The organism is Paenibacillus paludis (assembly GCF_042610515.1).
In the GTDB taxonomy this organism is placed as follows: Bacteria; Bacillota; Bacilli; order Paenibacillales; family Paenibacillaceae; genus Paenibacillus_AQ.
Map to the genome: position 1 here is coordinate 268,366 of NZ_JBGJZP010000008.1, position 25,863 is coordinate 294,228.

Sequence of the window (25,863 nt, forward strand, 5' to 3'; positions counted from 1 at the left end):
TTCCTCCTTAATTCACTTTGCCCTTCAGCTGTTCCAGCAAATCTGTGAAAGCGAGTCTGCTAACAAGCCTTACGCCCTCATCAAAAACCAGATCGGCTGGAGATGCAGCGAGCAGGAACATGCTAACGCCCATTTTGCGGACAAAAAACAGCTCCCAGCTTTTCCCCTCGAACCTCTGCGTATTCACCGTCAGTGTATAGAACAGCCTGTCGGCTTCCTCCAGATTCACCTCGCCTTTGCTAAGCAAGAGGTCAACGGCAAATAGTTGTACAATCTGCTCAAAGGCAAATTCCTGAACTCCGCCTCCGTCCAACCCACCGAATCTGTCCAGGGTCAAGTTCGAAACAATGTTACGTTCTAACAATTGCTTCGCCGTCAACGACAGCTTGTAGAGGGTTGAAGTATCACCTAACCTGTCTGCCAGCTCATCCAGTGAAAGATCATCCTTCATGTGGATAATATTATGAATCCGACCCAGAATTCTGTCTTTCGGAAAAAAGGTTTCCTGCCCGGTAAATGTAGATTTGCGGATAAACCACTCCTCGGGAATCAGCTGTTTCCGTTTCCAGCGGTACAACTGCCCGTAAGAAATGCCGGTCAGCTCCAGCAGATCCTTCTTGGAGATCAAATCTTCTTCCATCTTGATCACTCCTCGAAACGATCGTAACATAACACTGTTACGTTGTAAATTATGAAACAGCAAATTTCCCGGCCCCATACCAAGTCACATCAGCCAAATCATTGCACACAAAAGGAGCAGACAGCTCCTTGTTAAGGAAATGTCTGCTCCTATTTAAACTAAATCTTCAAGTCCGCTAAGTAGCTTATTCTTCCGTCTTGCCCTCTTCGGAAGCCACGGCTGCTGCCGGTTCGGCAGTATCCGTATCCGTCGGCTCTTCAGCAGCGACAGGAGGCGAAATTCGTACGATCAGTGTATCCTCTGGTGTCAATACTTCCCAGCCTTCATGCTTCGGCAGATCGGAGACCAGCAATTGATCGCCAATATCAAGGCCGCTGATATCTACTTCAAAGGTAGCAGTCAGCTTGTCCGGCAAGGTGCGGATATCCAGCTCATAGAGCTCCACCTGCTGACTGCCGCCGCTCTTGACGCCGACAGGATCACCGGTGAAGTGGAAAGCAACCTTGGTGTCCAGCTCAGCCTTCATATCAATCTGATGCAGGTCCACATGCAGCAGCTTGCGTGAAAGCGGCTGGCGCTGCACTTCCTGGATCACCACATTCTTGGAGCCGGAATCCGGCAGTTCCACCTTGAGAATCGCCCGCGGGTTCTTGCCGAGAATTTCGTTCAATGTCTTCGCATCCGCTGTAAAGGATTGGCTATCTGAACCTGCACCGTAGACGACAACCGGTACAAAGCCTTTGCTCCGCTGTGAAGAGGTCGAGCCGGATCTTTCAGTCAAACGTACTGTGGTATTCATGATATTTCCTCCTAAAAGTTTTGTCAGCTTGGGCTGCAATGAATTACTACGAACAAAACTGGCTTCGAAAGCATATGCTTAGTTTTGTCAGCTTGGGCTGCAATGAGTTACTACGAACAACTGACTTAAGTATTAAAAAAACAAGACCAATTAGATGTATAGGTCTAATCAGTCTATTATTAACCATATTTACCTGCTGTGGAAACAGTATAGCACTGCCAGTACACCAAGTCAAAATCGGTAAATATTCAATTATAATACATATTTATAAGAAGTTATGCCAAATGACACGCCACATAATGGCCTCCGCCGGCATCGCGGAACACCGGAATCTGCGATTTGCAGACCTCCACGGCAAACGGACAGCGGGTATGGAATTTGCAGCCGGAAGGCGGGTTTGCCGGGCTCGGAATATCGCCTTGCAGCACGATCCGCTCCCGCTTCAGCTTTGGAATCGGAACGGGAACCGCCGAAAGCAGCGCCTTGGTATACGGATGCAGCGGATGGCGGAACAATTCGTCCCTAGCCGCTGTCTCCACCATGGAGCCCAGATACATCACACCGATCCGGGAGCATAAATGCTCCACTACGCTGAGATCGTGGGAAATAAACAAATAGGCCAGTCCCTTACTCTGCTGCAGCTTGCTGAACAAATTGATGATCTGGGCCTGAATGGACACATCCAGTGCCGAGACCGGCTCATCGGCTATGATGAGGTCAGGATTCAGGATCAACGCCCGCGCTATTCCAATCCGCTGGCGCTGGCCGCCGGAGAACTCATGCGGGAAGCGGTCGATATGATAGGAGGACAAGCCGCAGGCTTCAAGCGCATCCAGCACCAGCCCCCGGACCTCCGCTCTGGAGCATAATCCGTGATCCAGCAGAGCTTCGCCGATGGCGTCACCAACCCGGACTCTGGGATTAAGTGCGCTGTAGGGGTCCTGAAAAATCAGCTGCATCCGGGGCCGCAGCTGGCGCATCTCAGCGGGTGAAAGGCTGTGAATGTCCACACCCTTAAACTTAACCTCTCCGGCTGTTTTTTCGGTCAGCCGCAGAATAGTCCGGCCTACCGTACTTTTGCCGCTGCCGGATTCCCCGACAAGCCCGAAGGTCTCGCCCGGCTGAAGCCGGATGCTGATATCATCCACAGCTTTAACATGTCCTACCGTACGGCTCAGCAGACCTTGCGTGACCGGAAAATACTTCTTCAAATGATTAACTTCAAGCAGTGCCTCAGACATGGACTTCCGCCTCCTCATACAGCCAGCAGGATACTTTTTGCCCGCTGCCCGTCTCCTGGAGCTGCGGCTGGCGGCTGCGGCAGACCGGCATGCAGTGCTCACAGCGGTCATGGAAATAACAAGACGGAGTCAGCGTAAGCGGATTAGGCACCTGCCCCGGGATTGAATACAGCTCCTCTTGCCGCTGGCCCATCACAGGTTTTGACTTCAGCAGACCTCTTGTGTAAGGATGCTTGGGATTCTTAAACAGTTCGACAACCTCGCCCTCCTCGACGATTTTGCCGGAATACATCACAATCACGTAGTCAGCCATCTCTGCCACGACCCCAAGGTCATGGGTGATTAGCAGGATAGACATTTTGGAGCTTTCCTTGAACCCGCGCAGCATATCCAGAATTTGCGCCTGGATCGTAACATCCAGCGCCGTAGTCGGCTCATCGGCTATCAGCAGCTTCGGATTGCAGGAAATAGCGATGGCGATCATGATCCGCTGCAGCATTCCCCCGCTCAGCTCATGCGGGTAACTGTCGGCAATCTGCTCAGGCCGGGAGATCCCCACTTGCTGGATCAGCTCAATCGCCCGCAGCCGGGCTTCTTTTTTCTTCATTTTCAAATGAACGGTCAGCGGCTCCATAATCTGCTCCCCGATCTTCATTACCGGATTGAGCGATGACATCGGTTCCTGAAAGATCATGGCAATCTCGTTGCCGCGGATCGCCCGCAATGTATTTTGATCTAGCTGCAATAAATCTTCTCCCTGAAAATCTATACTTCCTCCGGCAACCCGCCCTCCGGGTTTCTCCACCAGTCCCATAATCGACATGGCGGTTACGCTTTTGCCGCAGCCGGATTCCCCGACAATGCAGACCGTTTCCCCTTCGCGTACCTGGAAGCTTACATTATCAACGGCTGTTACATTCCCTTCTTCTGTGAAGAACTTGGTGCTGAGACCGTCTATCGTCATTAAATCCTTCATCGGATGTTGGACACCTACCTCTTCTGTTTAGGATCAAGCACGTCTCTGAGGCCGTCACCGAATATATTAATGGCAATGACCGTGGCGAATATCGACAGACCCGGCGGAATCCACAGCCAAGGGCGATTCTGGAAATCGATCATATTATTCGCAGCATCAATCATGTTCCCCCATGTCGGCGTCGGCGGCATAACCCCCAAGCCGAAAAAGCTGAGTACGGATTCGCTGAGAATCGCTCCGCCGATGTTAAGCGTCGCCATCACGATCAGCAGTGGAACGATGTTCGGAAGCAGATGGTTGAACAGCTTTCGGCGGTCGCTAAGCCCCAGCACTACCGCAGCCTGCATGAATTCGCGTTCCCGCAGGCTGAGCATTTGGCCTCTCACCATCCGTGCCAGACCCGGCCAGTTCACGATACTCAGCATAAGCATAACAATATACATCCGGTAGTCCGTCGGAATCTTCCATTCCGACAGCAGCGCACCGAAGATGAACAGCAGCGGCAGACTGGGAATCGTCATTAGCAGATCCGCAATACGCATGATGATCTGATCAGCAATTCCGCGGTAATAACCGGCTATCGCCCCCAGAAGGGCGCCGAGAAATACGGACAATACCATCGAAGCAAGTCCGACCGTAAGCGAGATGCGTCCAGCCTGCATCACCCGCGTCAGTATATCGCGGCCCAGCGCATCCGTTCCCAGCCAATGCTTGAGATTCGGTGCTTTATTCATCATGGCCATATTGATTTTGTTATCTGTATACGGCGAGAACAAAGGACCGATAAAACAAAGCACAAACATAAATACAACGACTACAAAACCGGATACCGCCAGCTTGTTATGAAGCAGTCTCCGTATTGATTGCCGGAACAGTGAAGATTTCTGGACCTTGGCTGCAGGCCTGTGAAGCTCGTTTAAAGTGCTGTTAGCTGCCACAATGTCATCCCCCCTCTATAACCGGACACGCGGATCGGCAACCCGGTACAAAATATCCGAGAGCAGCGTTCCAATCACGGTCAGAATGGCAAGCAGCATCGTAAAGCCCATCAGCAGAGGATAATCTCTCAGCCCGAAGGACTTCATATACAGTTGGCCGATGCCCGGCCAGTTGAAGATCTGCTCGATAATAATCGACCCGCCGAACAGCGCCGGAAGCTCGAAGCCAACGAGCGTAATGGCCGGCAGCAGCGCATTTCTCAGCGCATGGGTGAACAGCACCTTCCGCTCCTTTAAGCCCTTGGCCCGGGCTGTGCGGATATAATCCTGTTTAAGCACATCTATCATATTGCTGCGGAAATACCGGGTTAGTGAGCCCAGCCCAAGCAAGGTCATCACTATAACCGGCAGCGTCATATGACGCACAACATCTTTGAGGTATGCCATACCGGCAGCATTGCTGCCTGTAGTCGTCATTCCTCCAGGCGGCAGCCATTTGAAGTCAACCGCCAATATTTTAATCAGGAATAGGCCGATAAAAAAAGACGGAAGCGACATCGCCGCGAATATGGCAATCATCACCAGCGTATCAAACCAGGAGTATTGCTTATAGGCAGAAATCACTCCGATAATAACTGCGATAACCCAGGTCAGAAAGGTCGATACCGCCGCCAGCAAAAAAGAATTCCAGATATAGTCGTTGAACAGCTGAAGCACCGGCTTCTGCTGGGCGAGCGAATATCCGAAATCCCCGTGCAGTGCATTTTTCATCCATATGCCGTAACGTTCAAGCACCGGTTTGTTCAGGCCGTAGATCTCCCGCAGCTCCGCCTTGCGTTCTGCAGTCAGCTTGATATTCCCGGTGATAAAGTCCCCCGGCGTAGTAGCATAAAGGCAAAAAATGAGCAGTGATGCCGCAAACAGAATGATGAATATATACAGCAGTCTTTTTGTCAAATAAGTACTCATGATTGGCTCCTTATGGATTCGTCCCCTGCCGTTGCATACCCGGCAGGGGACGAACAGTTAATTATTGCAGAGTCCAGTCCGGCAGGCTGCCGGCAAGCCCGATGAATGGGCTGACCGTAAGATTCTGGATGCGGCCGTTATAGGCGTACACTGTCTTTTTGTAGCTGGTGAAAATGATCGGAAGTTCATCATTTAACAGCTGGTAGAGCTCTTTGTAGACTGCTTTACGCTGTTCGATATCGGTAGTGGCTAGTGCTTTATTGTACAGCTCCAGGAATTTCGGATTATCGTAATCGTTAATTTCACCGTCGAAGAATTGCATGAATCCGTCAGCCGGATCGGTCAGCATAGGTGTGGAGAAGGATACAAGATCATAATCCCCGCCTTCCACCTTCGAAACCAGCGAGTTAAAATCTGCGAAAATTTCCGGTTGGAACTCAATGCCCAGCGCTTCAAAGTTCTCTTTGGCTACAGCAATAAAGATGTCGGTGTTTTTACTCTTGGAGCCCAGATAGTGAATGCTGAGCGGTTTGCCGTCTTTTTCGCGGATACCGTTCGCACCTACAGTCCAACCGGCCTCATCCAGCAGCTGTTTGGCTTTTTCCGGATCATATTTATAAGGATTGATGCCCTCTTCCGTATATGACCAGGAGATCGGCGATGCCGGAATATTGGCAATGGAGCCTGCACCCTGGGCAGCGTCCACGTAAATACTCTGACGATCAAGGCCGTAGACTATCGCCTGTCTCACCAGCTTATCCTTGAGCTGCTCGTGCTTCAGGTTAACCTGCATGTAGCCGTAAGTGCTCGGTGTATAAGGAATGATATTCACATACCCGAGTCCCTTCAGCTTTTCGATATTTTCTTCTGTGGCACTGAAGGAAGCATAGTCGACTTCTCCTGTCTCCAGGAACTGCCAAACGTCGCCCTCAGAGGTTTTGTAAATAAAATGTTCGGTCTTTGGTTTGCCTTTGAAGTAGTTCTCATTAGCCACCAGCCGAACTTCTTGCCCGGGGATGAATTTCTCCAGCTTGTAAGGACCGTCGCCAAGCGGTTTCTCATGCAGCTTCTTGATGTACTCCAGCTCGCCGAATTTGTAGTCCTTGCCATAATAGGCTTTCGACAGCACATTGGAGCCAAGTACCACAAGTGCCGTAGCATTTGGCTGCTCCAGCGTTACCGAGATCGTCTGCGGGTCAATAACCTTAATGCCTTCGATGCTTTTGGAAGTACCTTCTTTGTAAGCTTTGCCGCCCTTCACATTGAGCGAAGGCAGCGAGGACCCGCCGTCATAAGTCTTGTCATATTGAATCGTCCAGGTAAAAGCCACATCCTCCGCAGTGAGCGGTGAGCCGTCGCTGAATTTCAGGTCTTTGTGCAAATGGAAGGTGTATGTAAGCTGATCCTCCGACACATCCCAGCTTTCGGCAAGCTCCGGAGTAGGAACACCTTTGTCATCTACCGTTACCAGTGAAGCATAAAGTAGAGAAGAAACGTTGCCGTCATAACCACTTTCCTGGAAATAAGGTGTAAACGCGCCGCTGGGGTCGGTGAGTCCGACGATTATCGTATCCGTACGGTTCTGGGCAACTGCGGGCAGCTTCGACAAGTCAGTTGCCGTGAAAGGCTCGCTGAGTGCGCCAGCCGGCACGGGTGCCGGTGAAGCTGCCGCTTCGGTTCCGCCAGTATCTGCAGAGGCCGTAGCCGGGGTGTCCACAACTTCAGAGTTGTTCGCACTGCCGTTGTCCGAGCAGGCCGACAGCAGCAATGAACCTGCTATCAGTAAGGTGGACAATAAAATCGTACTTTTTCTCACAAAATCATCTCTTTTCTCTCCATTTTATAAAGACTGATAATTCCTACCTACTAAGTATGATTAATGACCGATAGTTCACATTATAGAAAGTAAATTCTGTTCTGTAAAGAGAGAACTTAAAAATAATTCTCCACAAACAGAATTCACTGGCGTTTTTTCCGGTACAAAAAAAGCCAAAGCTTCTCTTCAGCAGAGAATACCTTGGCTTTGTAAAGGATTATAGGGTGTACCGGGTTCAATTCAAATATTTAAAAAGCTGCTCATTCATCCGGTGAATCCCCTCCAGACGAAGGCTGTATGCGGTGACATTCTCCCCTTCGATGTAGGCATGAAGCAGACCGGCACACCGGAGACTGAAAATATGATCATGTACGATCCCTTTGGAAATGCCCGCTTGCTTTACGATTTCCGTGAACGTTTTGCGTTCTCCGCCGACCGATTGAAGAATCTTCAGCCGGCTTTTTTCACCCAGACTGCGTAGAGTCCTGTACATAAACGGTGATATTTCCTCATCTGTGACCATAATTCTCGCCGCATAATGACAAATGGTCAAAGTGCCGAAGTTGTAAATAATGTTGACAGGCTGAAAATGAAACTGCGGGATTAGCACCAGCCTGCGCAGTCCGTCCCCCGGCAAGAAATAGAAACCATTGGTTGTCTTGTTGACAAAATCGGAAGTATTGTTTGTCTTGAGTTCCCGGTTCCGTTCCTTCGTATGCTCCTGCAGCTTAGCGAGAATGGCGGGATCACTAGTGCTGAAGTATTGCCGGTTCCATTCGGTTAACAGGTAGGTCATCCGGCTGCGGAACTGCTCCATCTGGACAGGAAACACACTGACATGCCCGGCAAGGGTTTCGTATATTTCACCGACCGACAGACTTTCCAGCCAGTTCAGCGCACTCTCCACATTTTGTTTGGCCGGACATAAATAGATCAGCAGGTTCAGCAGCTTCCAGTCATTCCCGAGATCTGTTTCCTCCAGTGCACTAAGAAGCCCTGGACTAAGCTTGCCTGCCACTTCGGCAGCCCACGGGGTACCCAGATCGATTTTTTTATTGGATTTCTTGCAGATAAACGTATGTATGCTGTTTACTAACTCATAAACCGGCTCAAACTGAACCTCTATCTCGTATTCCATGGGCTTTCCTCCTGATGCAACTTCTATTCGTTACAGCGTTAGTGTCTTAATCTTAGGGCATGAAGCAGCGTAAGTGCAAGTCATTCCGCATCCCCTTCCAGCTGGTGTTAAGTTCTTCCATGAAAACAGGCAGTCATTATGTACAGTTCTCGCTTTTTCTAAATCAGGGTAGTAAAATAAAGGCATTACATTTAGGCAGGAGTGAAGAATATGGAACTGATTGAACAAGGAGAAGGACGTTTCTATATTGCAGGCGACGGTAAGGACCTTGCCGAGATTACATACAGACTGGAAGAGGCTACAGGAACACTGGTCATTGACCATACCTACGTCTCTGAGGATCTGCGCGGTCAAGGTGCCGGTGAAAAACTTGTACGGGCGGTTGTGGACAAGGCCCGTGAAGAGGATTTGAAGATTGTCCCCGTGTGCTCTTATGCTGCGCATCAATTCAAAAAACATGAAGAGTACTCGGATGTACTCAGCGGAGACGGAAACCGGTCTTAAGACCATGCCCGTTTCCTTAAATACTATGAATCTATGGGAGCTAAAGCTTCATCGCTGAGCGCTCACAACCTTAGGAGGAAACGGTTTGACTACAGCTGACACTTTAAAAGATATAGAAGAATTGCAGCAGCGCTGCGAGCAATACGAGGGAATCTCCCTCAAATTGAATTGGGATATGCTGCGGCTGCCTTCAGCGGCCGGCGGGACGGAATGGCTGGTAACCTACGAAGAGGAACTGCTGGTCGGTTTCATCGGACTATACAGTTTCTCCAGCGAAATGGAAATATGCGGCATGGTCCGCCCGGGCTACCGCCGCCGCGGAATCTTCACCTCCCTTTGGATGCGGGCCCAGAGCATTATTAAGCAGAAAAAGGTTACCACACTGCTGCTGAATACGCCCGCCAATTCAGCTTCGGGTTCAGCATTCCTGCAGACATTGCCACTGGTCTTCAATCATGCCGAATACCAGATGAAATGGGATGGAAGCACTTTGCCGCAAGGCTCCGGAGAAGCCAGTTCTGCTGCCGGTACCGTGGTGCTGCGGCCCGCTCGCGAGGACGAGGAATCCATCCTCATTAAGCTGGACAGCGTCGGCTTTAACATGTCGGAAGAGGATGCGGCCGAAGTTTTTGAAATGTATAAACATGAAGGGCTGGAGGAGCATATCATCATTGAAATGAACGGACAGCCTGCCGGTAAGATGCGGCTGTCCACGGAGGATAACGAAACCTGGATTTTCGGATTTACGGTCGACCAGAAGCTGCGCGGACTCGGTATCGGACGCAGTGCACTGCTGCAGACCATCGAGCGGGAGCGGCGCAATTATAACAGTGTGAATCTGGAGGTTTCACTGGACAATCCCAACGCGCTTAAGTTATACGAGAGCTGCGGATTCGTAATTCTTAACAAGCAGGATTACTACCGCTATACCGGCTGAATTCTCTGCCTCTCTATAGCAGCACAATAGTACAACATACAGCAGCCCCTTGTCGCTTGGCACCCTTCGCCAGCAGCAAGGGGCTTTCTTGATTGCCGGTGAGTCCAGCTCCTTATGTTACCTGCAGGTTCCTATATGACTTCAAAGTGCGTACTATTCATCCCTCTTCCCGCGATCCATACTTGGGGTGTATCCAAATCCAATACACAGAGAGAGAGGACAATGAATATGAATTCAAAAGAACATACACCGCAAAAAACAGCCCTCGTTGTCGGCGCAGGCGGCGTGATTGGACGCAATCTGATCGAACATCTCATTACGCTGCCCGAATGGGACATTATCGGCGTGTCACGCCGGGGTGGAGAGAATACTACGCGCATCCGCTACATTTCCGCCGATTTGCTCGACCCTTTGGACGTTCGCCAAAAGTTAGACAGCCTTTCGGAAGTGACACATATTTTTTACGCAGCCTATCAGGATAAGCCCACCTGGGCGGAGCTTGTCCCCCCAAACCTCGCCATGCTGGTTAACGTAGTAGATGTTATTGAACCGGTGGCCCATGCTCTGCAGCATATCAGTCTTATGCAGGGCTATAAAGTATATGGCGCTCACCTTGGACCCTTTAAAACGCCTGCCAGGGAAACCGATCCCAATCATATGCCGCCGGAATTCAATATTGATCAGCAGAACTTTCTTGAAAAGCGGCAGCAAGGGAAAAGATGGACCTGGTCAGCACTGCGACCTTCCGTCGTCGGCGGGTTTGCACTTGGCAATCCTATGAATCTTGCCCTCGTTATTGCCATATATGCCTCCATGTCGAAGGAGCTTGGGTTGCCTTTGCGTTTTCCTGGTAAACCTGGGGCCTATCATAGCCTGCTCGAAATGACTGACGCAGGGCTGCTGGCGAAAGCGACCATATGGGCGGCAACCGATACGCGCTGTGCTAATCAGGCTTTTAATATTACGAACGGCGACCTGTTCCGCTGGAGTGAGATGTGGCCCAAAATCGCCGCGTATTTTAATCTTGAAACGGCTCCGCCTCTTCAGATGTCGCTGTCTGTAGTCATGGAGGATAAGGAGACACTGTGGAATAACATGGTAGAGAAGTACGGCTTGGAAAAAAACAGCTATCAGAGCGTATCATCCTGGGCATTCGGGGACTTTGTCTTCTCCTGGGATTACGATTTTTTTGCAGACGGTACCAAAGCACGCCGCTTGGGCTTCCATGAGTTCGTAGAAACGGAGAGTATGTTCATGAATATTTTTGACGGGCTCCGAAAAGCCAAGGTTATCCCTTAAGCAATACTCCCTGTATGTATGATAGCTTTTCTTAAGAAAAACGACCGGTCCCTGTTTCAGAGGCCGGCCGTTTTATCATTCCGCTCACGTTCAGACAATACAATGGCCCGATCACCGTACACCCGTTCAATGTGCGTATCGCCCCATTTGCACAGAAGGTGAAGAATTGCTTTTAGACTCCAGCCATATTCCGTCAGCTCATACTCTACTCTCGGTGGAACCACATTATAAGAAGTCCGTTTTATGACTCCGTCCTCTTCCAATTCCCGCAGCTGCTGCGTTAGCACCTTCTGTGTAATAGCAGGCATCAGCCCCATCAGTTCCCCATTGCGTTTCTTGCCAAACGTAAGAAAGAATAGAATCACCGGCTTCCACTTGCCTCCGATCACTTCAAGCGTCGCTTCCACTGCGGTGTTATAGGTTTTAATTGTTTCCGGCATTGGCTGGAACACCTCCTGCCCTTAACCATATCTTCATGTCCCCTGCTTGGCAAGCCTGTCATGCTCCGGGAAGGAATGGATAGTCCACTTGGTTACGGATTACATTAATCCGTATCTTCCGAAGGATTCCTCACTTTTCTCGTTCCTGCGCTCTCCGTATTTTAATGCAGGATGTGCCATGGCTTCGCCCTCCAAGAATACAGACAACAATCGCACATAATCAAGTGATTCGCCAAGCGGTACACCTGCTCCGTCAAAGATATGCCGGCGGCCGTCAAGCAAAGTATATATTTCAATGGTTTCAGCTGGTTCTCCATAAGCCTTATGGCAGAACACATTAGCCATGTGCAGAAATCCGGTGATCACATCCTCATTTCCGTTCACCATAAATTTCTGGATATTCAAGCAGCGTCCATTTATTGCGGAATTCCAGGCCAGTTGAAAAATCATCGCCAGGTCGATCGCCAGGTCCGGTACCGGAACATGCCACTGCTCATAGAGCATCACCGGCACCTCGCGGGTATGATTCCCGGAGACAATGCGCATCAGCTCGTCAGCCACCGCCGTTTTGATATCCCAATAGTGCATTAGCGAAGGAAAAGCTGTTCCTTTGGGCGGCCAGCGCCGCTCCAGCAGAAATTGGATAGGCGTCTCCCTGCGCACATCTGGCTGCAAACTGTAGAAATCGTTAAGGGTGTGTCCTACTGCATACTGGACTTGCTGCCTCCAGCGCGGAAGCCCTGTGGCCGCAGCCCCTCCGGTAGGATCCTCGGCTCCGCCCAGCATGATATGCTCCATGCGGAAATCGTTAAGCCGGCTGTAGCCTGCGTCCGGCACTTCCCTACTTCCCGCCACCTGATATCCTGCCGCGCCGCCCATTCTTAAGAAACCGCCGCGCAGGTTTCGATAAATTGACGACCGAAATTCCGGCAGGCCTCTTTCTCGGCAGCGTTCGGACCGTATTCAATCTTCAAGCTTTCCTGAACAATCTCTGCGCCGCGTTCCTTGAGTTTCTCCTCAATCTGATTCACGGCTCCACAATAGATTTCATATCCGGTGTCCCCGCTTCCGAAGGCAGCTGCCTTATAAGCCGTCAGATCCAGATCATCCATCTCCTCATAAAAATCTAAAAATTCATCAGGCAACTCACCGTCACCCCAGGTATAGGCACCAAGCAGCACGCCCTCATAAGCTTTTATCTCATCCGCATTGCAGTCGGTGACCGATTTCAGAACGGCCTCTCCGCCTGCCTGGCGTATTCCTTCCACAATCAGCTCAGCAATCTCTTCCGTATTGCCGGTCAAGCTGGCATATGCCACGAGCACCTTAGCCATGAATCTGTTCCTCCCCAAGGTAAACATTAAATTTAAACCAACTTTTACTAACCTCATTCTATTTGATAATGATTATCATTGTCAATATATAAAAACACGAACACTGACCGGGAGTCCGGTTGATGTTCGCGTTCATCGTCGATTCTGTATTATCGAGGCTTGCTATAACTTAATATGCTCCTTCAAGCAAGGTAATGCTATTGCCGTCAGGATCGCGGAAATTCATTTCCTTACCCCCATATTCCATTGTAACCGGCGGTTGGCAATCCAATCCTCTTGCCTTGAGCGTTTCATAGGTCTCATCCAGATTGCTGCAGGAGAACACCAGATTGACTGCTCCTGTCGTCAGCTTATCCCATTTATTCTCATCCCAGATAATGATGCCCGGCTGACTCTTGTCAAAGCCAATCTTCGCCCCGTCAGAGTTGCCATAGCCTTCAAACGGTACGGGAATCCCCAGCACCTCTGCATAAAATGCCGCCAAGGCTGCAGTATCCTTGCTGTACAAATTGATGCCTTCAAAAGCAGAAATCATAGTATATCCCTCTCATTCTCATCATTTGGTTAGCGGCGCATTGGCCATCTGACAACAGTATACCTGGTGACCGCCGCCGCTGTATTGCAAAAAAACGACATGTTAATTCCGTGCATAGGCCAGAGCTTCAAGCGGCGTTTTGCCGGCGAATTTCTTGAAATTATTATTCAGATGGGACTGATGGCTGTAGCCGTAGCTATATACAACATCCTGAATATTTCTATTCTGTGAGGGTGTACGGTATAGATCCAGCCATACATTCTGAAAGCGCACAAGATCGGCTGCTTTTTTGGGCGAAATTCCGATATATTCACGAAAAAGCCTTTCCAGCTGCCGGCTGCTAAACCCCGAATTCCCTTCCAGTGCAGCGGCGGATATGACGCCTTTGGACTTCACGATGGCATACACAGCATTCAGCATGCCGTCATTGCTGTGCCGGGTCTTCTCCAGCTGACGCAGCAGATAAGCTTCTACCAAGGCAATCCGTTCTGCTACAGTACGGGTCCCCGGCAGCTTGTCTCCCAAGTCGCTGCGGAACGAACCGAAATAATGGTCCACCCCGGTATGGATGTTCAGGACCTCCCTGAGATGGTCATCGGCGAACAAGTGCACGGCCCAGAAGTGGAAGCGGATGGCGAAGCGGATTTTCCCCGTATCGTCGTGAGCTTGTCCGGCTTCAAAAGGCGTATCGTTAATCCCGCAAAAAATCCCGCCCGACTCTCCCGTCTGCTCATCCCACTCCCAAATGATGTCCATGCAGCTGTCCGGTATAATAATTTCTCCCCCAAGGGAGGGGGCCGAGGGAGCATTAAGCTGTTTCTCTGGCTCTCCCCAGAAACAGCGGATATAAGGACGCAGCGCCTTGCAAGGCAGAATCTCCCCTGCCCCCTTCGGATTCGCCGTAATCGGATAATACAGCTCCGACAGATTGTACATGAAGCCGCTGCCCCCTTCTGTGCTTGTTCAACTTCCGATAAACATACTTAACCTGATCATACACAATCACTGCCAGAAACGCTACAATAACGGCCGTCAGCACTCCTCCGAGAAGCAGATAGTTTCTTGTCATTTGTTGGCCTAACTCGCTGATATATTTGGAAATATTATACGCACATCCCCAAATGGGCAAAATGAGAAGAGTCGCAGCTTTGTTACCTTTTTGTTTGTAGGGCCCGGGCTAAATGTTGTACAATAAAGGCTAAATGAATTTTTTGAAGGATGGATTAAATATGTATATAGCTGGCGATTGGAAAGACTACGAAGTTATTGATACCGGAGGCGGAGAAAAGCTGGAACGCTGGGGCGATATTATTCTGCGCCGCCCGGACCCGCAAATCATTTGGCCGCTCGCGAACGAGACGGCGAAGTGGCGGGATGTGCACGGACATTATCACCGCAGCTCTGCAGGCGGCGGACAATGGGAAATGAAGAAAACCATTCCGGACGACTGGAAAATCAGCTACGGCAAGCTGAAATTCCACCTGCGTCCGACGAACTTCAAGCATACTGGCCTGTTCCCTGAGCAAGCGGCCAACTGGCGCTGGATGATGGACAAGATCGCTGAGGCGAACCGTCCGATCTCTGTGCTCAACCTGTTTGCTTACACCGGTGGGGCTACAGTGGCTGCAGCGAGCGCCGGAGCTTCGGTAGTGCATGTGGATGCGGCCAAAGGCATGGTCCAATGGGCGAAGGAAAATGTGGCCCTGTCCGGCCTTGCCGAACGTCCGGTCCGCTATATTACCGATGATGTCTTCAAATTTGTACAGCGCGAACAGCGCCGCGGCAGCAAATACGATGCAATCATTATGGACCCGCCTTCCTATGGCCGGGGACCCGGCGGTGAAATGTGGAAGCTTGAAGCGAGTCTGTACCCGTTCCTGGAGAGCTGCATGCAAATCATGAGCGACAGACCTTTGTTCATGCTCATTAACTCCTATACGACAGGCATTTCTCCAACCGTTCTGCGCAACATGCTCTCGATGACGATGGGCAAACGGTACGGCGGCAAGCTGACCTCCGGCGAAATCGGACTGCCGATTACCTCCTCCGGGATGAACCTGCCTTGCGGAATTTTGGGCCGCTGGGAGGCGTAAGCCATGACTGCACACAATTCCGGTACAGCCGGAGTGGGCGGGGAGGGAAATTCCCGTTTTGAAGTTCTGTACGAGGACAACCACCTTCTCGGCATCGTGAAGCCTGTAAATATCCCCGTACAGGAGGATGCTACTGGCGATGCAGACTTGTTGAGCCTGCTTAAGGAAGATGTGAAGGAACGCTTTAACAAGCCCGGTAATGTGTACATGGGACTCGTTCACCGGCTGGATCGTCCAGTCGGAGGTGCGATGATCTTCGCCAAGACATCCAAAGCCGCTTCACGGCTGTCCGAAAGCGTCCGTACCCACAGCTTCCATAAAGTCTACCTGACCGTGGTGCACGGCCAGCCTCCGGCCTCCCAGGGCCGTCTGATCAATACCTTGCTCAAGGATGCCAAGAGCAATACAGTTACCATTGTCCGCAAAGGAACACCGGGCGGCAAAGAGGCTATTCTGGATTATACGGTGCTGGGAAGCGCGGAGGGGTATACTCTGCTGAAGATAGACCTGCTTACCGGACGTTCGCATCAGATCCGCGTGCAGCTTGCCGGAATCGGCTGTCCCTTGTTCGGGGATCAGAAATACGGTTCGGCGGTGAACAGACCGGGGCAGCAAATTGCCCTCTGGTCCGCGCTGGTCGGCTTTCCGCATCCGGTTACCAAAGAAGAAATCGAGCTTATCTCGCTGCCGCCGCAGACTTTTCCCTGGAATCTGTGGTCCCGGCATTTGCAAAAACAGGCCATCCGTTAACGGATGGCCTGTTTTTGAGCTTATATAAGTATTAATACGATCCAAGTTTAGGTTCAGGGTGTAGAGCCTTCCGGCGTTGGAGCAACCGCCATCTTGCCCATCAGATAAAGCAGCAGCTGCTGATTATGTGAAGAAATCGGATCAAGCGCTTCGGCAAAAAAATCACTGCGGATCTGGAGTCCGCGCTCGGTCTCTTTCTGTCCGTTCTCCGTGATGCTCACCCAGACAATCCGCCGGTCCGCTGCATCGCGTTCACGCACAATCAAATTATGCTTCTCCATCCGGTCAAGCAGCATCGTCACCGCCGCCGGGCTGGTCGCGAGATGGGGGGCCAGATCAGAAGGCTTCATTGCGTCACGTTCCTGAAGCAATTCAAGCACGGTGAGTTGGGCATCTGTCAGTGTAGGCGCAAGCTTGCTATCCATATGTAGCTTATAGTCCTTCAATATTTTATGCCAAATCTTACTGAATTCTGAGGAATGCACAGTTACTCCTTCCTTTCCCTGCGGATTTCAATCCGGTATATCTACATTTTCGAGAAAGAAATTCCATTTCCTGCAAAACGAAAAAATAAATAACCAAACCCCTTGTTATCTGTTACTTTACCTATACAAAAAGGCGTTGTAGCCAGCCAGTGAGGAGCCGTCAAACGCCTTTTGTATGTTAGCCCTGTTGCAGTGCATACGAATTACTTAATTGCAGGTAAAAGAGTGATGATCTCATCCTTCTTCTCAACCGGAACAAGTTGTTTGCCTGTAGAACGGCGATCACCCAGCGGAGCAGCCTCAGAAGAGAACTGATGATGCAAGCCATCACGGGTGAAGGCGACTAACTCCAGCGGATCCTTGCAGTGGAATGCCCCCGCAAGCCTGCTGCCGTTCGGTTTGACCCGTTTGCCTTCCTTGAACTCGAAGGTCGGCATCCCTTTGCCGCCGCGGCTCTGCGACGGATAATCCACTAATAGTGTCCGTTTCGCATATCCAAGGTCGGAGACAACCAGTATTTCGCCTTCGTCTTCGCTTACCCAGAAGCAGGAAACCACTTCGTCACCTTCGCGAAGCTGAATACCGCGGACCCCGCTGGCCACACGGCCCATCGGATTGACTTCGTTCTCGCGGAACCGGATGCTCATCCCTTCGCGGGTCACAAGCACGATGTCCTTGTCTCCGCTGCTCAGCGCCACTGTAATGATCTCATCGCCATCAGCTACCTTGCAGGCAGCCACGGCTCCGGAACGGCTCGTAGAGTACTCCTTGAGCTCCGTACGTTTGACCTGGCCCTTACGCGTGACGAAGACCAGACTCGCCTGAGGCTCCTCCAGATTGCCCACCGGCAGCACGCTGACAATGCCATCGCCTTTCGCCAGGCTGATGACGTTCACGATTGCCGTGCCGGGCTCTTTCCATTTGAATTCCGGTATCTGGTGAACCGGAAGCAGGAAATATTGCCCCTTGCGGGTAAATACCAGCAGGCTGTCCCTTGTATTGAGATCCAGCAGCTTGACGATATGGTCGCCTTCCTTAACACCGGAGGCTTGGCGTTCACCGCCCGAACGCGTGAACGAAGGCATTCCGGTCCGTTTGATGTAACCATCGGCCGAAAGTGCTACAAGCACATCCTCGGCGTTAACCAGTACTTCAAGGCTGACCTTCAGCTCTTCAACCTCGCCCTGAATAAGCGAGCGGCGGTCTATCCCGTATTTATCACGGATCTCCAGCAGTTCCTTGCGGATGACGGCGATCAATTTTTTGTCGCTGTCCAAGATACCGCGTAATGTGGCAATCCGCGCCTGCATTTCGTCCAATTCCTTCTGGAGCGAATGAATCTCCAGATTGGTCAGACGGTACAGCTGCAAAGTAAGAATGGAATCGGCCTGGCGTTCGCTGAAGCCGAACATCCATACCAGATTGTTCTGGGCATCCTGGCGGTTCTTCGATGCCTTGATCGCAGCGATAACCTCGTCCAGAATGTTCAATGCCTTTACAAGCCCTTCCAGAACGTGAGCGCGGTCCTCCGCTCTTTCCAGGTCGAACTGGGTGCGGTGGGTAACCACATCACGCTGGTGGGCGATATAGGCTTGCAGGATAGCCTTAAGGCCAAGCTGCTGCGGAGCCTTGTTGACAATCGCCACCATATTGAAGTTGTAAGTGACCTGCAGATCGGTTTTCTTCAGCAGATAAGCCAACACGCCCTGGGCGTCGGCTTCCTTCTTCAGCTCCACCACAATGCGCAGCCCTTCCCGTCCGCTTTCGTCGCGGACTTCGGCGATGCCTTCGATCTTCTTCTCCAGACGGATGTTCTCCATGGAGGTGACCAATCGTGATTTCACAATCTGGAACGGCACTTCCGTAATAACGATCTGTTGTTTGCCGCCGCGCAGATTCTCAATCTCTGTCTTGGAGCGCAGGTAAATGCGGCCTTTGCCGGTACGGTAGGCGTCCATAATTCCTTCGCCGCCCATAATCGTACCGCCTGTCGGGAAATCCGGACCTTTGATAAATGTCATGATGTCCTCGAGCTCGATCTCCGGCTTTTGCATCACCGCGATACAGGCATCAATGACCTCACGCAGATTATGCGGCGGAATCTCCGTGGCGAATCCGGCAGAAATGCCGCTCGTTCCGTTGACCAGCAGGTTCGGATAACGTGAAGGAACCACCACTGGCTCCTTGGCTGTGTTGTCAAAGTTATCTTTGAACAGCACGGTGCGCTTCTCGATGTCGCGCATCATCTCCATGGCAATCGGCGACAGGCGGGCTTCCGTGTACCGCATCGCTGCTGCCGGATCATCATCCATCGAGCCCCAGTTGCCGTGTCCGTCCACAAGCACATGGCCCATCTTCCAAGGCTGTGCCATCCGCACCATTCCGTCATAAATCGACGAATCCCCGTGGGGATGATAATTACCCATGACGTCCCCGACGGTTTTGGCGGATTTACGGTACGGCTTGTCCGGGGTATTCCCGGAATCGTACATGGCGTATAGAATCCGGCGCTGTACAGGCTTCAGCCCGTCACGCACGTCCGGAATCGCCCGGTCCTGAATGATATATTTGGAATACCGGCCAAAGCGGTCACCGACGACCTCTTCCAGAAAAGCCGGTGAAAATTGTTCTGATAAACTGCTCACTTGGCTCACCTTCTGTTCCTCAAACTGCCCGCCTAAAAATAGTGTGGTGATCCCTTGTCACTGCGGGGAATGTTTGGACTTCCGATCGCTGTTATTCCCGAATTTCTTCAATTTGACCCGCTTTACGGTTGAAATTCGAGAATAAAGGCGAACGCTGACGCTTCTGCAGTTCCAAACTTCCCCTTCGTTCCTCAGATCACCAAGCTCTTTTTAACAATCGGGATAATCGTCACTTGCACACTACTCTACAAATTCGGTAAAGTCGACGTTTTCGACAATCCAGCGCTTGCGGGGATCGACCTTGTCGCCCATCAGCGTGGATACGCGGCGCTCCGCCTTTGCGGCGTCCTCAATCTGCACCTGAAGCAGCGTGCGTGATTCCGGGTTCATCGTCGTCTCCCACAGCTGGTCGGGATTCATCTCGCCGAGTCCTTTGTACCGCTGCAGCTCGAAGTTTTTGCCGAATTCCTTGAGGTAATTCTGCAGCTCCTCGTCGCTCCATGAGTAACGTACCGTCTCCAGCTTACCTGATTTGCGTGTCAGCTTATACAGCGGCGGCTGGGCGATAAACACCTTGCCGGCGTCAATCAACGGCTTCATGTATCGGTAGAAAAAGGTCAGCAGCAGCACTTGAATATGCGCACCGTCCGTATCAGCATCGGTCATAATGATAATTTTGGAATAATTGCTGTCTTCTACGGCAAAATCCGGACCGATTCCCGCACCGATTGCGGAAATAATCGCCTTGTACTCATCATTCTTAAGAATGTCCAGCAGTTTGGCCTTCTCCGGATTCATCGGCTTGCCCTTAAGCGGCAGAATAGCCTGAATCTTGGAGTCACGCCCCTGCTTGGCTGATCCTCCGGCGGAATCGCCTTCGACGATAAACAGCTCTGTACGCGTAACGTCCTTGGACTGCGCAGGCGAGAGCTTGCCGCCCAGGTTGGAGCTTTCACTGCGTTTCTTGCCGCTGCGGATTTCATCGCGGGCCTTGCGCGCCGCTTCACGGGCTCTGGAGGCCTGGATGGATTTCTTCAGCAGGCTTTGCGCCACCTGCGGATTCTCCTCCAGGAAACGGGCCATGTTCTCGGACACGATAAAGTCGACGGCACTGCGGGCAGAAGCGCTTCCGAGCTGATCCTTCGTCTGGCCGACGAATTCTACCTCGGACATCTTGACGCTGATTACCGCCATCATGCCTTCGCGCAGATCATTGCCCTCCAGGTTCTTGTCCTTCTCCTTAAGCAGCTGTGTCCGGCGGGCATAATCATTCAGCACGCGGGTATAGGCTGTCTTGAAGCCGGTCTCATGTGTTCCCCCGCTGCGCGTAGGAATCGAATTGACGAAGGAGGCAAGCGTCTCGGTATAACCTGCGTTATACTGCAATGCCACTTCTACCTCAATATCATCCTTCTCCGAACTGAAATGAATGACGTCATGCAGCACATCCTTGCCCTCATTGAGAAACTGCACGAACTGGCTTGCGCCGCCTTCATAGAAAAATTCATCCTGGCGGCCGCTGCGCTCGTCACTTAGATTAATCCGCAGCCCGGAGTTCAGGAAGGCGATCTCCTGCACCCGTTCCGCAAGGGTATCATAGTTCAGGGCAATGCCATTCGGGAAGACGCGAATATCCGGCTTGAAGGTAATCTTCGAACCGGTCTTATTCGTATTTCCCAGCACCTCAAGACCGGTAACAGGCTCACCGACATGCTCTTTCCCCTTTGCATCTACCCAATATTCGAAACGCTGGCGGTGGATTTTGCCGTCACGATAAATTTCGACTTCCAGCCACTCGGACAGCGCATTGGTAACTGAAGCCCCTACGCCATGCAAACCGCCCGATTTCTTGTACCCGGAGCCGCCGAATTTACCACCGGCATGCAGGATCGTGAAAACAACCTGCGGTGTAGGCACTCCGGTCTTATGCATCCCGGTCGGGATTCCCCGGCCGTTATCAATGACGGTAACCGAACCGTCCTTGCGCAGTGTAATATCAATCTTCGAGCAAAACTTGGCTAAATGCTCATCTACGGCGTTATCCACTATTTCCCATACGAGATGGTGCAGTCCCGAGGAACTCGTACTGCCGATATACATGCCGGGCCGTTTGCGGACCGCAACCAGACCTTCGAGCACTTGAATGTCGTCAGCATCGTATCCAGTCCGGCCTGTTTCGGCGTTCTTAGAGACTTTTGCAAACATATCGATCTGTTCGAGCATTCATGCTCCTCCTTCTTTTCTCTCTATCTATGAAATGCAAACAAACGTTTTGGTTCACTTTGTACATTCTAATTCAAAATATCCCGTTTCGTAAAGACGGCGAATGAAATGATTACTGCAGAAATCCCCCAAACAGCCAGAACAGCCATGGAAAAAGGCAGTGTCATCCCCTCAATTGGTGCCGGTGTTCCGGCCAAATACCCGGTTAATCCCAGATTAACCATAAATAAATATTTAGCTGTCGTCCAGGCCGAAGCCATATTGGTCAGAATCGTTCCGGCGATCAGTGCGGCCATCATCACCACGATGCTTGCCGCTGTGCTGCGCACCAGTACCGATACCATAAATGCCAGCAGGGCAACGACTACGCTCACGAACCAGATTAATCCGCCCTGCATCAGCAGGTATTTCCACTGCGGAACGGAATGGACAGCCGACATATCCACCGCATCTCCGCTGATTTGGAACCCGGTAAATACAGGAAGATTAAAGCCCTTGTATCCAAAAACAAGCCCCGAAATCAGATAGCTGATTGCAAACACCGACAGTACAATCAAGGAGACGAACATCAGCAGCGCCGCCAGCTTGCTGAACAGCACCTTCCAGCGTTTGACCGGCCGGGTCAGCAGCATCTTGATCGTACCGGTCGTCCTTTCCCCGGATACAAGATCTGAGGCTACTGCCATAATCAGCAGCGGAATGAACAAGGAGACCGAGTTGTCCAGGAACTCGCGGGTAAAGGTAACCCCGCTGGGCTCATTCGGATTGACGTCATGGTCCAGATAATATTGCAGCTGCTGGACGAATATCCGCCGGTAGGACTTCCATTCCTCGGGAATCCGGTCGCTGCCCAGTGAATTTTGATTATCGGTAATCTGCTGCTGTATCTCCAGTCTCCAGTCCGAATTAAACTTGTCCCGGCTGCGCTCGGCTATACGCATCTGTGCATAGGTAAACATAGGCACAAGTACGACCAGAATTAGCAGTATAACATAAAACCGTTTCTTTTTTATAATCTTCAGGCACTCATTACGGATGAGCGGAAGCAAATTAATCAATAGTTTCACCTTCCGTTAGCTTCAAGAATAGCTGTTCCAGTGTGGGGTTTATTTTATGCACAGCGCTAACTTCCACTTCCGCTGTGACGAGCACGGCAACAATCTCCGGAATCAGGTCTTCATCCATGACCGTGATGAGGGAATTCGCGCCCATTCCGGCAATAACGGAGTCGTCAAGCGTAACCTCATCCAGTTCGAGAAGCTTGATGTCAGGACGTCCGGCCAGTATCGTTCTGGCCCTGTCCAAAGGCTCCAGATCCCATAGCACATAAGGGGAATTGCGTGCAACCAGTTCATTTACACCGCCAACCGCCAGCACACGGCCTTTACTGATAATCGCAACCCGGTCGCACAGCAGCTGAATTTCGCTCAGCAAATGGCTCGATACAAATACCGCGAGACCTTCCGCAGCAAGCTCGCGGATAAATTCGCGCAATTCTTTGATCCCTTTGGGGTCCAGACCGTTTGTCGGCTCATCCAGAATCAGCAGCCGGGGACGGCCCAGCAGCGCCTGGGCAATTCCAAGCCGCTGCCTCATCCCCAGCGAATAGGTGCTCACCTTGTCATGAATGCGCTGGTCCAGCCGGACAATGTCCACTACCTCAGCAATACGCGCCTTGTCCACGCCTGGCTGCATGCGGGCGAAATGCTGCAGATTCTCCCAGCCTGTCAGATAGGTATACACTTCCGGATTCTCTACGATCGAGCCAACATATTGCAGCGCTTTTTCCGGTTCACGGTTAACGTTATAGCCGCAGACGGTTATCTTGCCTTCACTTGGGCGAATCAGGTCCACAAGCATACGGATTGTAGTTGTTTTGCCGGCCCCGTTGGGTCCAAGGAAACCGAAGATTTCCCCTTGCTTCACGTCGAAGGTAACATCATCAATGATCCATTTCCGGCCGATTTTTTTGCGGACGCCTTCCACTGACAGAATAACTGTCCGGGCTTCTCCGCTTATGTCTTTATCCATGTTCTCACAACTCCTTGCTACGATCATTTCTGACTTGCGGTGAAATAAATCCTTAGCGCACAGCCTGTATGATTCGTTCGCTCATCCGCTGATAGCCGTCGCCGTTCGGGTGAAAATGATCGTTTGAAAGATACTTATCCAGATGGCGGTTGAACAAATCAAAGGTTGGGACGAGTGTTATATTGCTGTGTGTGTTAATGATATCCATTGCCGCGTTATTCCAGGCTGTAACCGCCTGATTGCCGGGCACCAGCAGATCCTCGATATCTCCAAATGGATTATATAATCCGACATAATAAATTTGCGCCTGCGGATTGATCTCGGCAATGCTCTCCAGAATCCCGCCAAGCCGTTTCGAAGCATCTGGCAGCGCAGCCAGCAGCGACTCCGGGGTCACCTCATCTTCAGTTGCCGAAGGAACACTTGTCCCGGACGAGCCGGTTTTCCCGCTCGCTGTCCCTGTTTCAGAAGGATCTGCTCCAGGCATTGAAGCAATGTCCGCAGAACTCCCTGTCTCCGTTGATGTTGTCCCCTGTTCTGCACTGCCCGTTCCCATTATATCTGAGCCCCTGAACAAATCATTGCCCCCGATCGAGAGCAGCACGACGTTGGCCTGCCGCAAGGCATACCGAACGCCTTCTTCTTTGAGCTTGCTTTGCAGGCCTGCGGTTGTCAGCCCGTTAATGCCCATATTGCCAAGCAGCTCCGCCTTGCCTCCGCCAGCCGACAGACCGTCCAGTGTCCGCTTTACAAAACCGCTTCCGGTGTTGTCACCGGTGCCTTTGGCCAAAGAGTCGCCAAGTGCCAATATTTTCACTTCATCGCTGCTTGCCGCCGTGGGAACCGGTGTTTCCTGCGGCAAAGAGGTTGAAAGAACTTCACCCTTCGGGTATATAATATCGTTCACCGCATATCCAAACCCAACGATCAAAACTAACGTTGCTGCTATGGAAATCAGGCTCACAGTGCGCCAGGTCCATTTTGAATCGTTCAAAGCCATCCCTCCGTATGCCAGTTCTTATCTCCAGTGTTCCACATTTTACAAACTTCTTAACTATGTAGATAAACATAATTCTTCTATACTTAATTTGCAAATATCCACCGCTCAAGCGAAATTTGGCGGTTTTTGTCCTTAATAGTCTATTATATCAATCGAAAGCATTTTTTTCTCAAAAAAAAAAACGTCCCCCGGCAATGCCGGAGAACGGGTTTTGTACTTTTCATTAGGTTTATTTTCCGATGAATTCCTGAACCCAGTAATTGTTGTCGAAACCTACGCCGATGTAGTTAAAGTTCGCACTCAGAATATTGGCACGGTGTCCCTCACTGTTCATCCAGGCCGTCATTACTTCTTGCGGAGTTCTCTGGCCCATGGCAATGTTCTCCCCGGCAGCCCGATAAGTGACGCCAAAAGTGGCCATCATATCAAAAGGCGATCCGTACGTCGGGGATGTGTGCGAAAAGTAGTTGTTCGTACGCATATCGGTTGCTTTGGCTGCGGCCACCTTGTTCAGGCTTTCCAAAGCGCTGACCGGGGACAGCCCTGCTGTCGCACGTTCCTTATTCACAAGCGTAACGATTTGCTGGATATAGGACTCTTGAGTGCTGACTGCTGCTGCTGGTGTTGCCGTTGGTTTTGGTGTCGCAACAGGTGTTGCCGTTGGTGCCGCTGTAGCTACTGGCGTTGCCGTTGGTTTAGCTGTCGCTACAGGCGTTGCTACCGGTGTTGCCGTTGGTGCCGCTGTCGCTACAGGTGTCGCTGTTGGTTTAGCTGTTGCAACCGGTGCAGGTGTGTTTGTCGGAACAACAACCGGTTGAGATTTGTAAACTGTCACTGTTGTATTGGAAAAAGGAAATCCCTTAAGGCTATATTGGTTAAAATATTGCATGAATTGTGCGAAATTAGTTGGTGCTCCAGTCGCAGTATTACCCGCCTCTGCATTTGCCTGTATTGGAAGAGAAATGCTAAGCGCCATCACTGCCGCCACACTTCCACCTATCATTGCTCTTAAAGTTTTGCTCTTCATTCTGCCATCTCCTTGTTCATGATGTATTTGTTATGTTGCTGTC

Annotated in this window: 25 protein-coding genes; 5 read left to right on the forward strand and 20 right to left on the reverse strand. The window is 51.2% G+C overall.

Annotation, left to right across the window (positions count from 1 at the left end):
• Positions 1-7: 7 nt before the first annotated feature.
• The 8 genes from ACAN56_RS18205 to ACAN56_RS18240 all read right to left on the reverse strand — a co-directional run bounded on the left by ACAN56_RS18205 (position 8) and on the right by ACAN56_RS18240 (position 8,517).
• Positions 8-640 carry a YhbD family protein gene (locus ACAN56_RS18205; RefSeq protein ID WP_379144718.1) on the reverse strand — a complete coding sequence of 211 codons (633 nt, stop codon included), beginning with the start codon at positions 638-640 and terminating at the stop codon, positions 8-10.
• 184 nt (positions 641-824) lie between these two features.
• Positions 825-1,439 carry a 50S ribosomal protein L25 gene (locus tag ACAN56_RS18210; protein ID WP_038594264.1) on the reverse strand — a complete coding sequence of 205 codons (615 nt, stop codon included), beginning with the start codon at positions 1,437-1,439 and terminating at the stop codon, positions 825-827.
• A gap of 275 nt (positions 1,440-1,714) precedes the next feature.
• Positions 1,715-2,680 carry an ABC transporter ATP-binding protein gene (locus ACAN56_RS18215; RefSeq protein WP_038594267.1) on the reverse strand — a complete coding sequence of 322 codons (966 nt, stop codon included), beginning with the start codon at positions 2,678-2,680 and terminating at the stop codon, positions 1,715-1,717.
• Positions 2,673-3,656 carry an ABC transporter ATP-binding protein gene (locus ACAN56_RS18220; protein ID WP_038594270.1) on the reverse strand — a complete coding sequence of 328 codons (984 nt, stop codon included), beginning with the start codon at positions 3,654-3,656 and terminating at the stop codon, positions 2,673-2,675. The genes ACAN56_RS18215 and ACAN56_RS18220 overlap by 8 nt, the downstream gene beginning before the upstream one ends.
• Before the next feature lie 14 nt (positions 3,657-3,670).
• On the reverse strand, positions 3,671-4,531 hold the full coding sequence (gene opp4C, locus ACAN56_RS18225) for an oligopeptide ABC transporter permease (protein WP_379144776.1): 861 nt from the start codon (positions 4,529-4,531) through the stop codon (positions 3,671-3,673).
• A gap of 78 nt (positions 4,532-4,609) precedes the next feature.
• Positions 4,610-5,563, reverse strand: coding sequence for an ABC transporter permease (locus tag ACAN56_RS18230; RefSeq protein WP_038594276.1), 954 nt, complete (start codon positions 5,561-5,563; stop codon positions 4,610-4,612).
• A gap of 61 nt (positions 5,564-5,624) precedes the next feature.
• Positions 5,625-7,379 carry an ABC transporter substrate-binding protein gene (locus ACAN56_RS18235; RefSeq protein WP_379144723.1) on the reverse strand — a complete coding sequence of 585 codons (1,755 nt, stop codon included), beginning with the start codon at positions 7,377-7,379 and terminating at the stop codon, positions 5,625-5,627.
• A 235-nt stretch (positions 7,380-7,614) separates the two neighbouring features.
• On the reverse strand, positions 7,615-8,517 hold the full coding sequence (locus tag ACAN56_RS18240) for an ArsR/SmtB family transcription factor (RefSeq protein ID WP_038594282.1): 903 nt from the start codon (positions 8,515-8,517) through the stop codon (positions 7,615-7,617).
• Positions 8,518-8,727: 210 nt separating this feature from the next.
• Between ACAN56_RS18240 and ACAN56_RS18245 the strand changes: the two genes are divergently transcribed.
• The 3 genes from ACAN56_RS18245 (at position 8,728) to ACAN56_RS18255 (ending at position 11,257) form a co-directional block, all read left to right on the forward strand.
• On the forward strand, positions 8,728-9,021 hold the full coding sequence (locus tag ACAN56_RS18245) for a GNAT family N-acetyltransferase (RefSeq protein ID WP_038594285.1): 294 nt from the start codon (positions 8,728-8,730) through the stop codon (positions 9,019-9,021).
• 85 nt (positions 9,022-9,106) lie between these two features.
• Positions 9,107-9,958, forward strand: a complete 852-nt coding sequence (locus ACAN56_RS18250) for a GNAT family N-acetyltransferase (protein ID WP_038594287.1) — start codon at positions 9,107-9,109, stop codon at positions 9,956-9,958.
• A 228-nt stretch (positions 9,959-10,186) separates the two neighbouring features.
• Positions 10,187-11,257 carry an SDR family oxidoreductase gene (locus tag ACAN56_RS18255; protein WP_379144727.1) on the forward strand — a complete coding sequence of 357 codons (1,071 nt, stop codon included), beginning with the start codon at positions 10,187-10,189 and terminating at the stop codon, positions 11,255-11,257.
• A gap of 56 nt (positions 11,258-11,313) precedes the next feature.
• On the opposite strand, the gene ACAN56_RS18260 is transcribed toward ACAN56_RS18255, so the two are convergent.
• The 5 genes from ACAN56_RS18260 to ACAN56_RS18280 form a co-directional block, all read right to left on the reverse strand.
• A complete protein-coding gene (locus tag ACAN56_RS18260; protein WP_038594293.1) occupies positions 11,314-11,697 on the reverse strand; it encodes a winged helix-turn-helix transcriptional regulator in 384 nt (127 codons plus the stop codon).
• 99 nt (positions 11,698-11,796) lie between these two features.
• Positions 11,797-12,576, reverse strand: coding sequence for a hypothetical protein (locus ACAN56_RS18265; protein WP_379144731.1), 780 nt, complete (start codon positions 12,574-12,576; stop codon positions 11,797-11,799).
• 2 nt (positions 12,577-12,578) lie between these two features.
• A complete protein-coding gene (locus ACAN56_RS18270) occupies positions 12,579-13,031 on the reverse strand; it encodes a flavodoxin (protein WP_038594296.1) in 453 nt (150 codons plus the stop codon).
• A gap of 169 nt (positions 13,032-13,200) precedes the next feature.
• Entirely contained in the window at positions 13,201-13,566 is a 366-nt protein-coding gene (locus tag ACAN56_RS18275; protein WP_038594299.1) for a VOC family protein, read from the reverse strand.
• Positions 13,567-13,668: 102 nt separating this feature from the next.
• Complete coding sequence (locus ACAN56_RS18280) at positions 13,669-14,502, reverse strand: helix-turn-helix domain-containing protein (protein WP_379144735.1); 834 nt, start codon at positions 14,500-14,502, stop codon at positions 13,669-13,671.
• Between the two features lie 293 nt (positions 14,503-14,795).
• On the opposite strand from ACAN56_RS18280, the gene ACAN56_RS18285 reads away from it, so the two are divergent.
• Entirely contained in the window at positions 14,796-15,659 is an 864-nt protein-coding gene (locus tag ACAN56_RS18285) for a class I SAM-dependent methyltransferase (protein WP_076109786.1), read from the forward strand.
• Positions 15,660-15,662: 3 nt separating this feature from the next.
• Entirely contained in the window at positions 15,663-16,409 is a 747-nt protein-coding gene (locus ACAN56_RS18290) for an RluA family pseudouridine synthase (RefSeq protein WP_342436178.1), read from the forward strand.
• A 53-nt stretch (positions 16,410-16,462) separates the two neighbouring features.
• Here ACAN56_RS18290 and ACAN56_RS18295 read toward each other — a convergent pair whose 3' ends face one another.
• From ACAN56_RS18295 to ACAN56_RS18325, 7 genes are all read right to left on the reverse strand, one after another.
• On the reverse strand, positions 16,463-16,894 hold the full coding sequence (locus ACAN56_RS18295) for a MarR family winged helix-turn-helix transcriptional regulator (protein WP_038594308.1): 432 nt from the start codon (positions 16,892-16,894) through the stop codon (positions 16,463-16,465).
• A 203-nt stretch (positions 16,895-17,097) separates the two neighbouring features.
• On the reverse strand, positions 17,098-19,539 hold the full coding sequence (gyrA, locus tag ACAN56_RS18300) for a DNA gyrase subunit A (RefSeq protein WP_038594311.1): 2,442 nt from the start codon (positions 19,537-19,539) through the stop codon (positions 17,098-17,100).
• Between the two features lie 240 nt (positions 19,540-19,779).
• Positions 19,780-21,762 (reverse strand): DNA topoisomerase IV subunit B, encoded by a 1,983-nt coding sequence (gene parE / locus ACAN56_RS18305; RefSeq protein ID WP_038594314.1) that lies wholly within the window; start codon positions 21,760-21,762, stop codon positions 19,780-19,782.
• A gap of 68 nt (positions 21,763-21,830) precedes the next feature.
• Complete coding sequence (locus ACAN56_RS18310; RefSeq protein ID WP_038594317.1) at positions 21,831-22,820, reverse strand: ABC transporter permease; 990 nt, start codon at positions 22,818-22,820, stop codon at positions 21,831-21,833.
• On the reverse strand, positions 22,813-23,793 hold the full coding sequence (locus ACAN56_RS18315) for an ABC transporter ATP-binding protein (protein ID WP_379144741.1): 981 nt from the start codon (positions 23,791-23,793) through the stop codon (positions 22,813-22,815). The genes ACAN56_RS18310 and ACAN56_RS18315 overlap by 8 nt, the downstream gene beginning before the upstream one ends.
• Positions 23,794-23,845: 52 nt before the next feature.
• Entirely contained in the window at positions 23,846-24,787 is a 942-nt protein-coding gene (locus tag ACAN56_RS18320; RefSeq protein ID WP_379144743.1) for a GDSL-type esterase/lipase family protein, read from the reverse strand.
• A gap of 235 nt (positions 24,788-25,022) precedes the next feature.
• Positions 25,023-25,820 carry a CAP domain-containing protein gene (locus ACAN56_RS18325; protein ID WP_379144746.1) on the reverse strand — a complete coding sequence of 266 codons (798 nt, stop codon included), beginning with the start codon at positions 25,818-25,820 and terminating at the stop codon, positions 25,023-25,025.
• Positions 25,821-25,863: the final 43 nt, after the last annotated feature.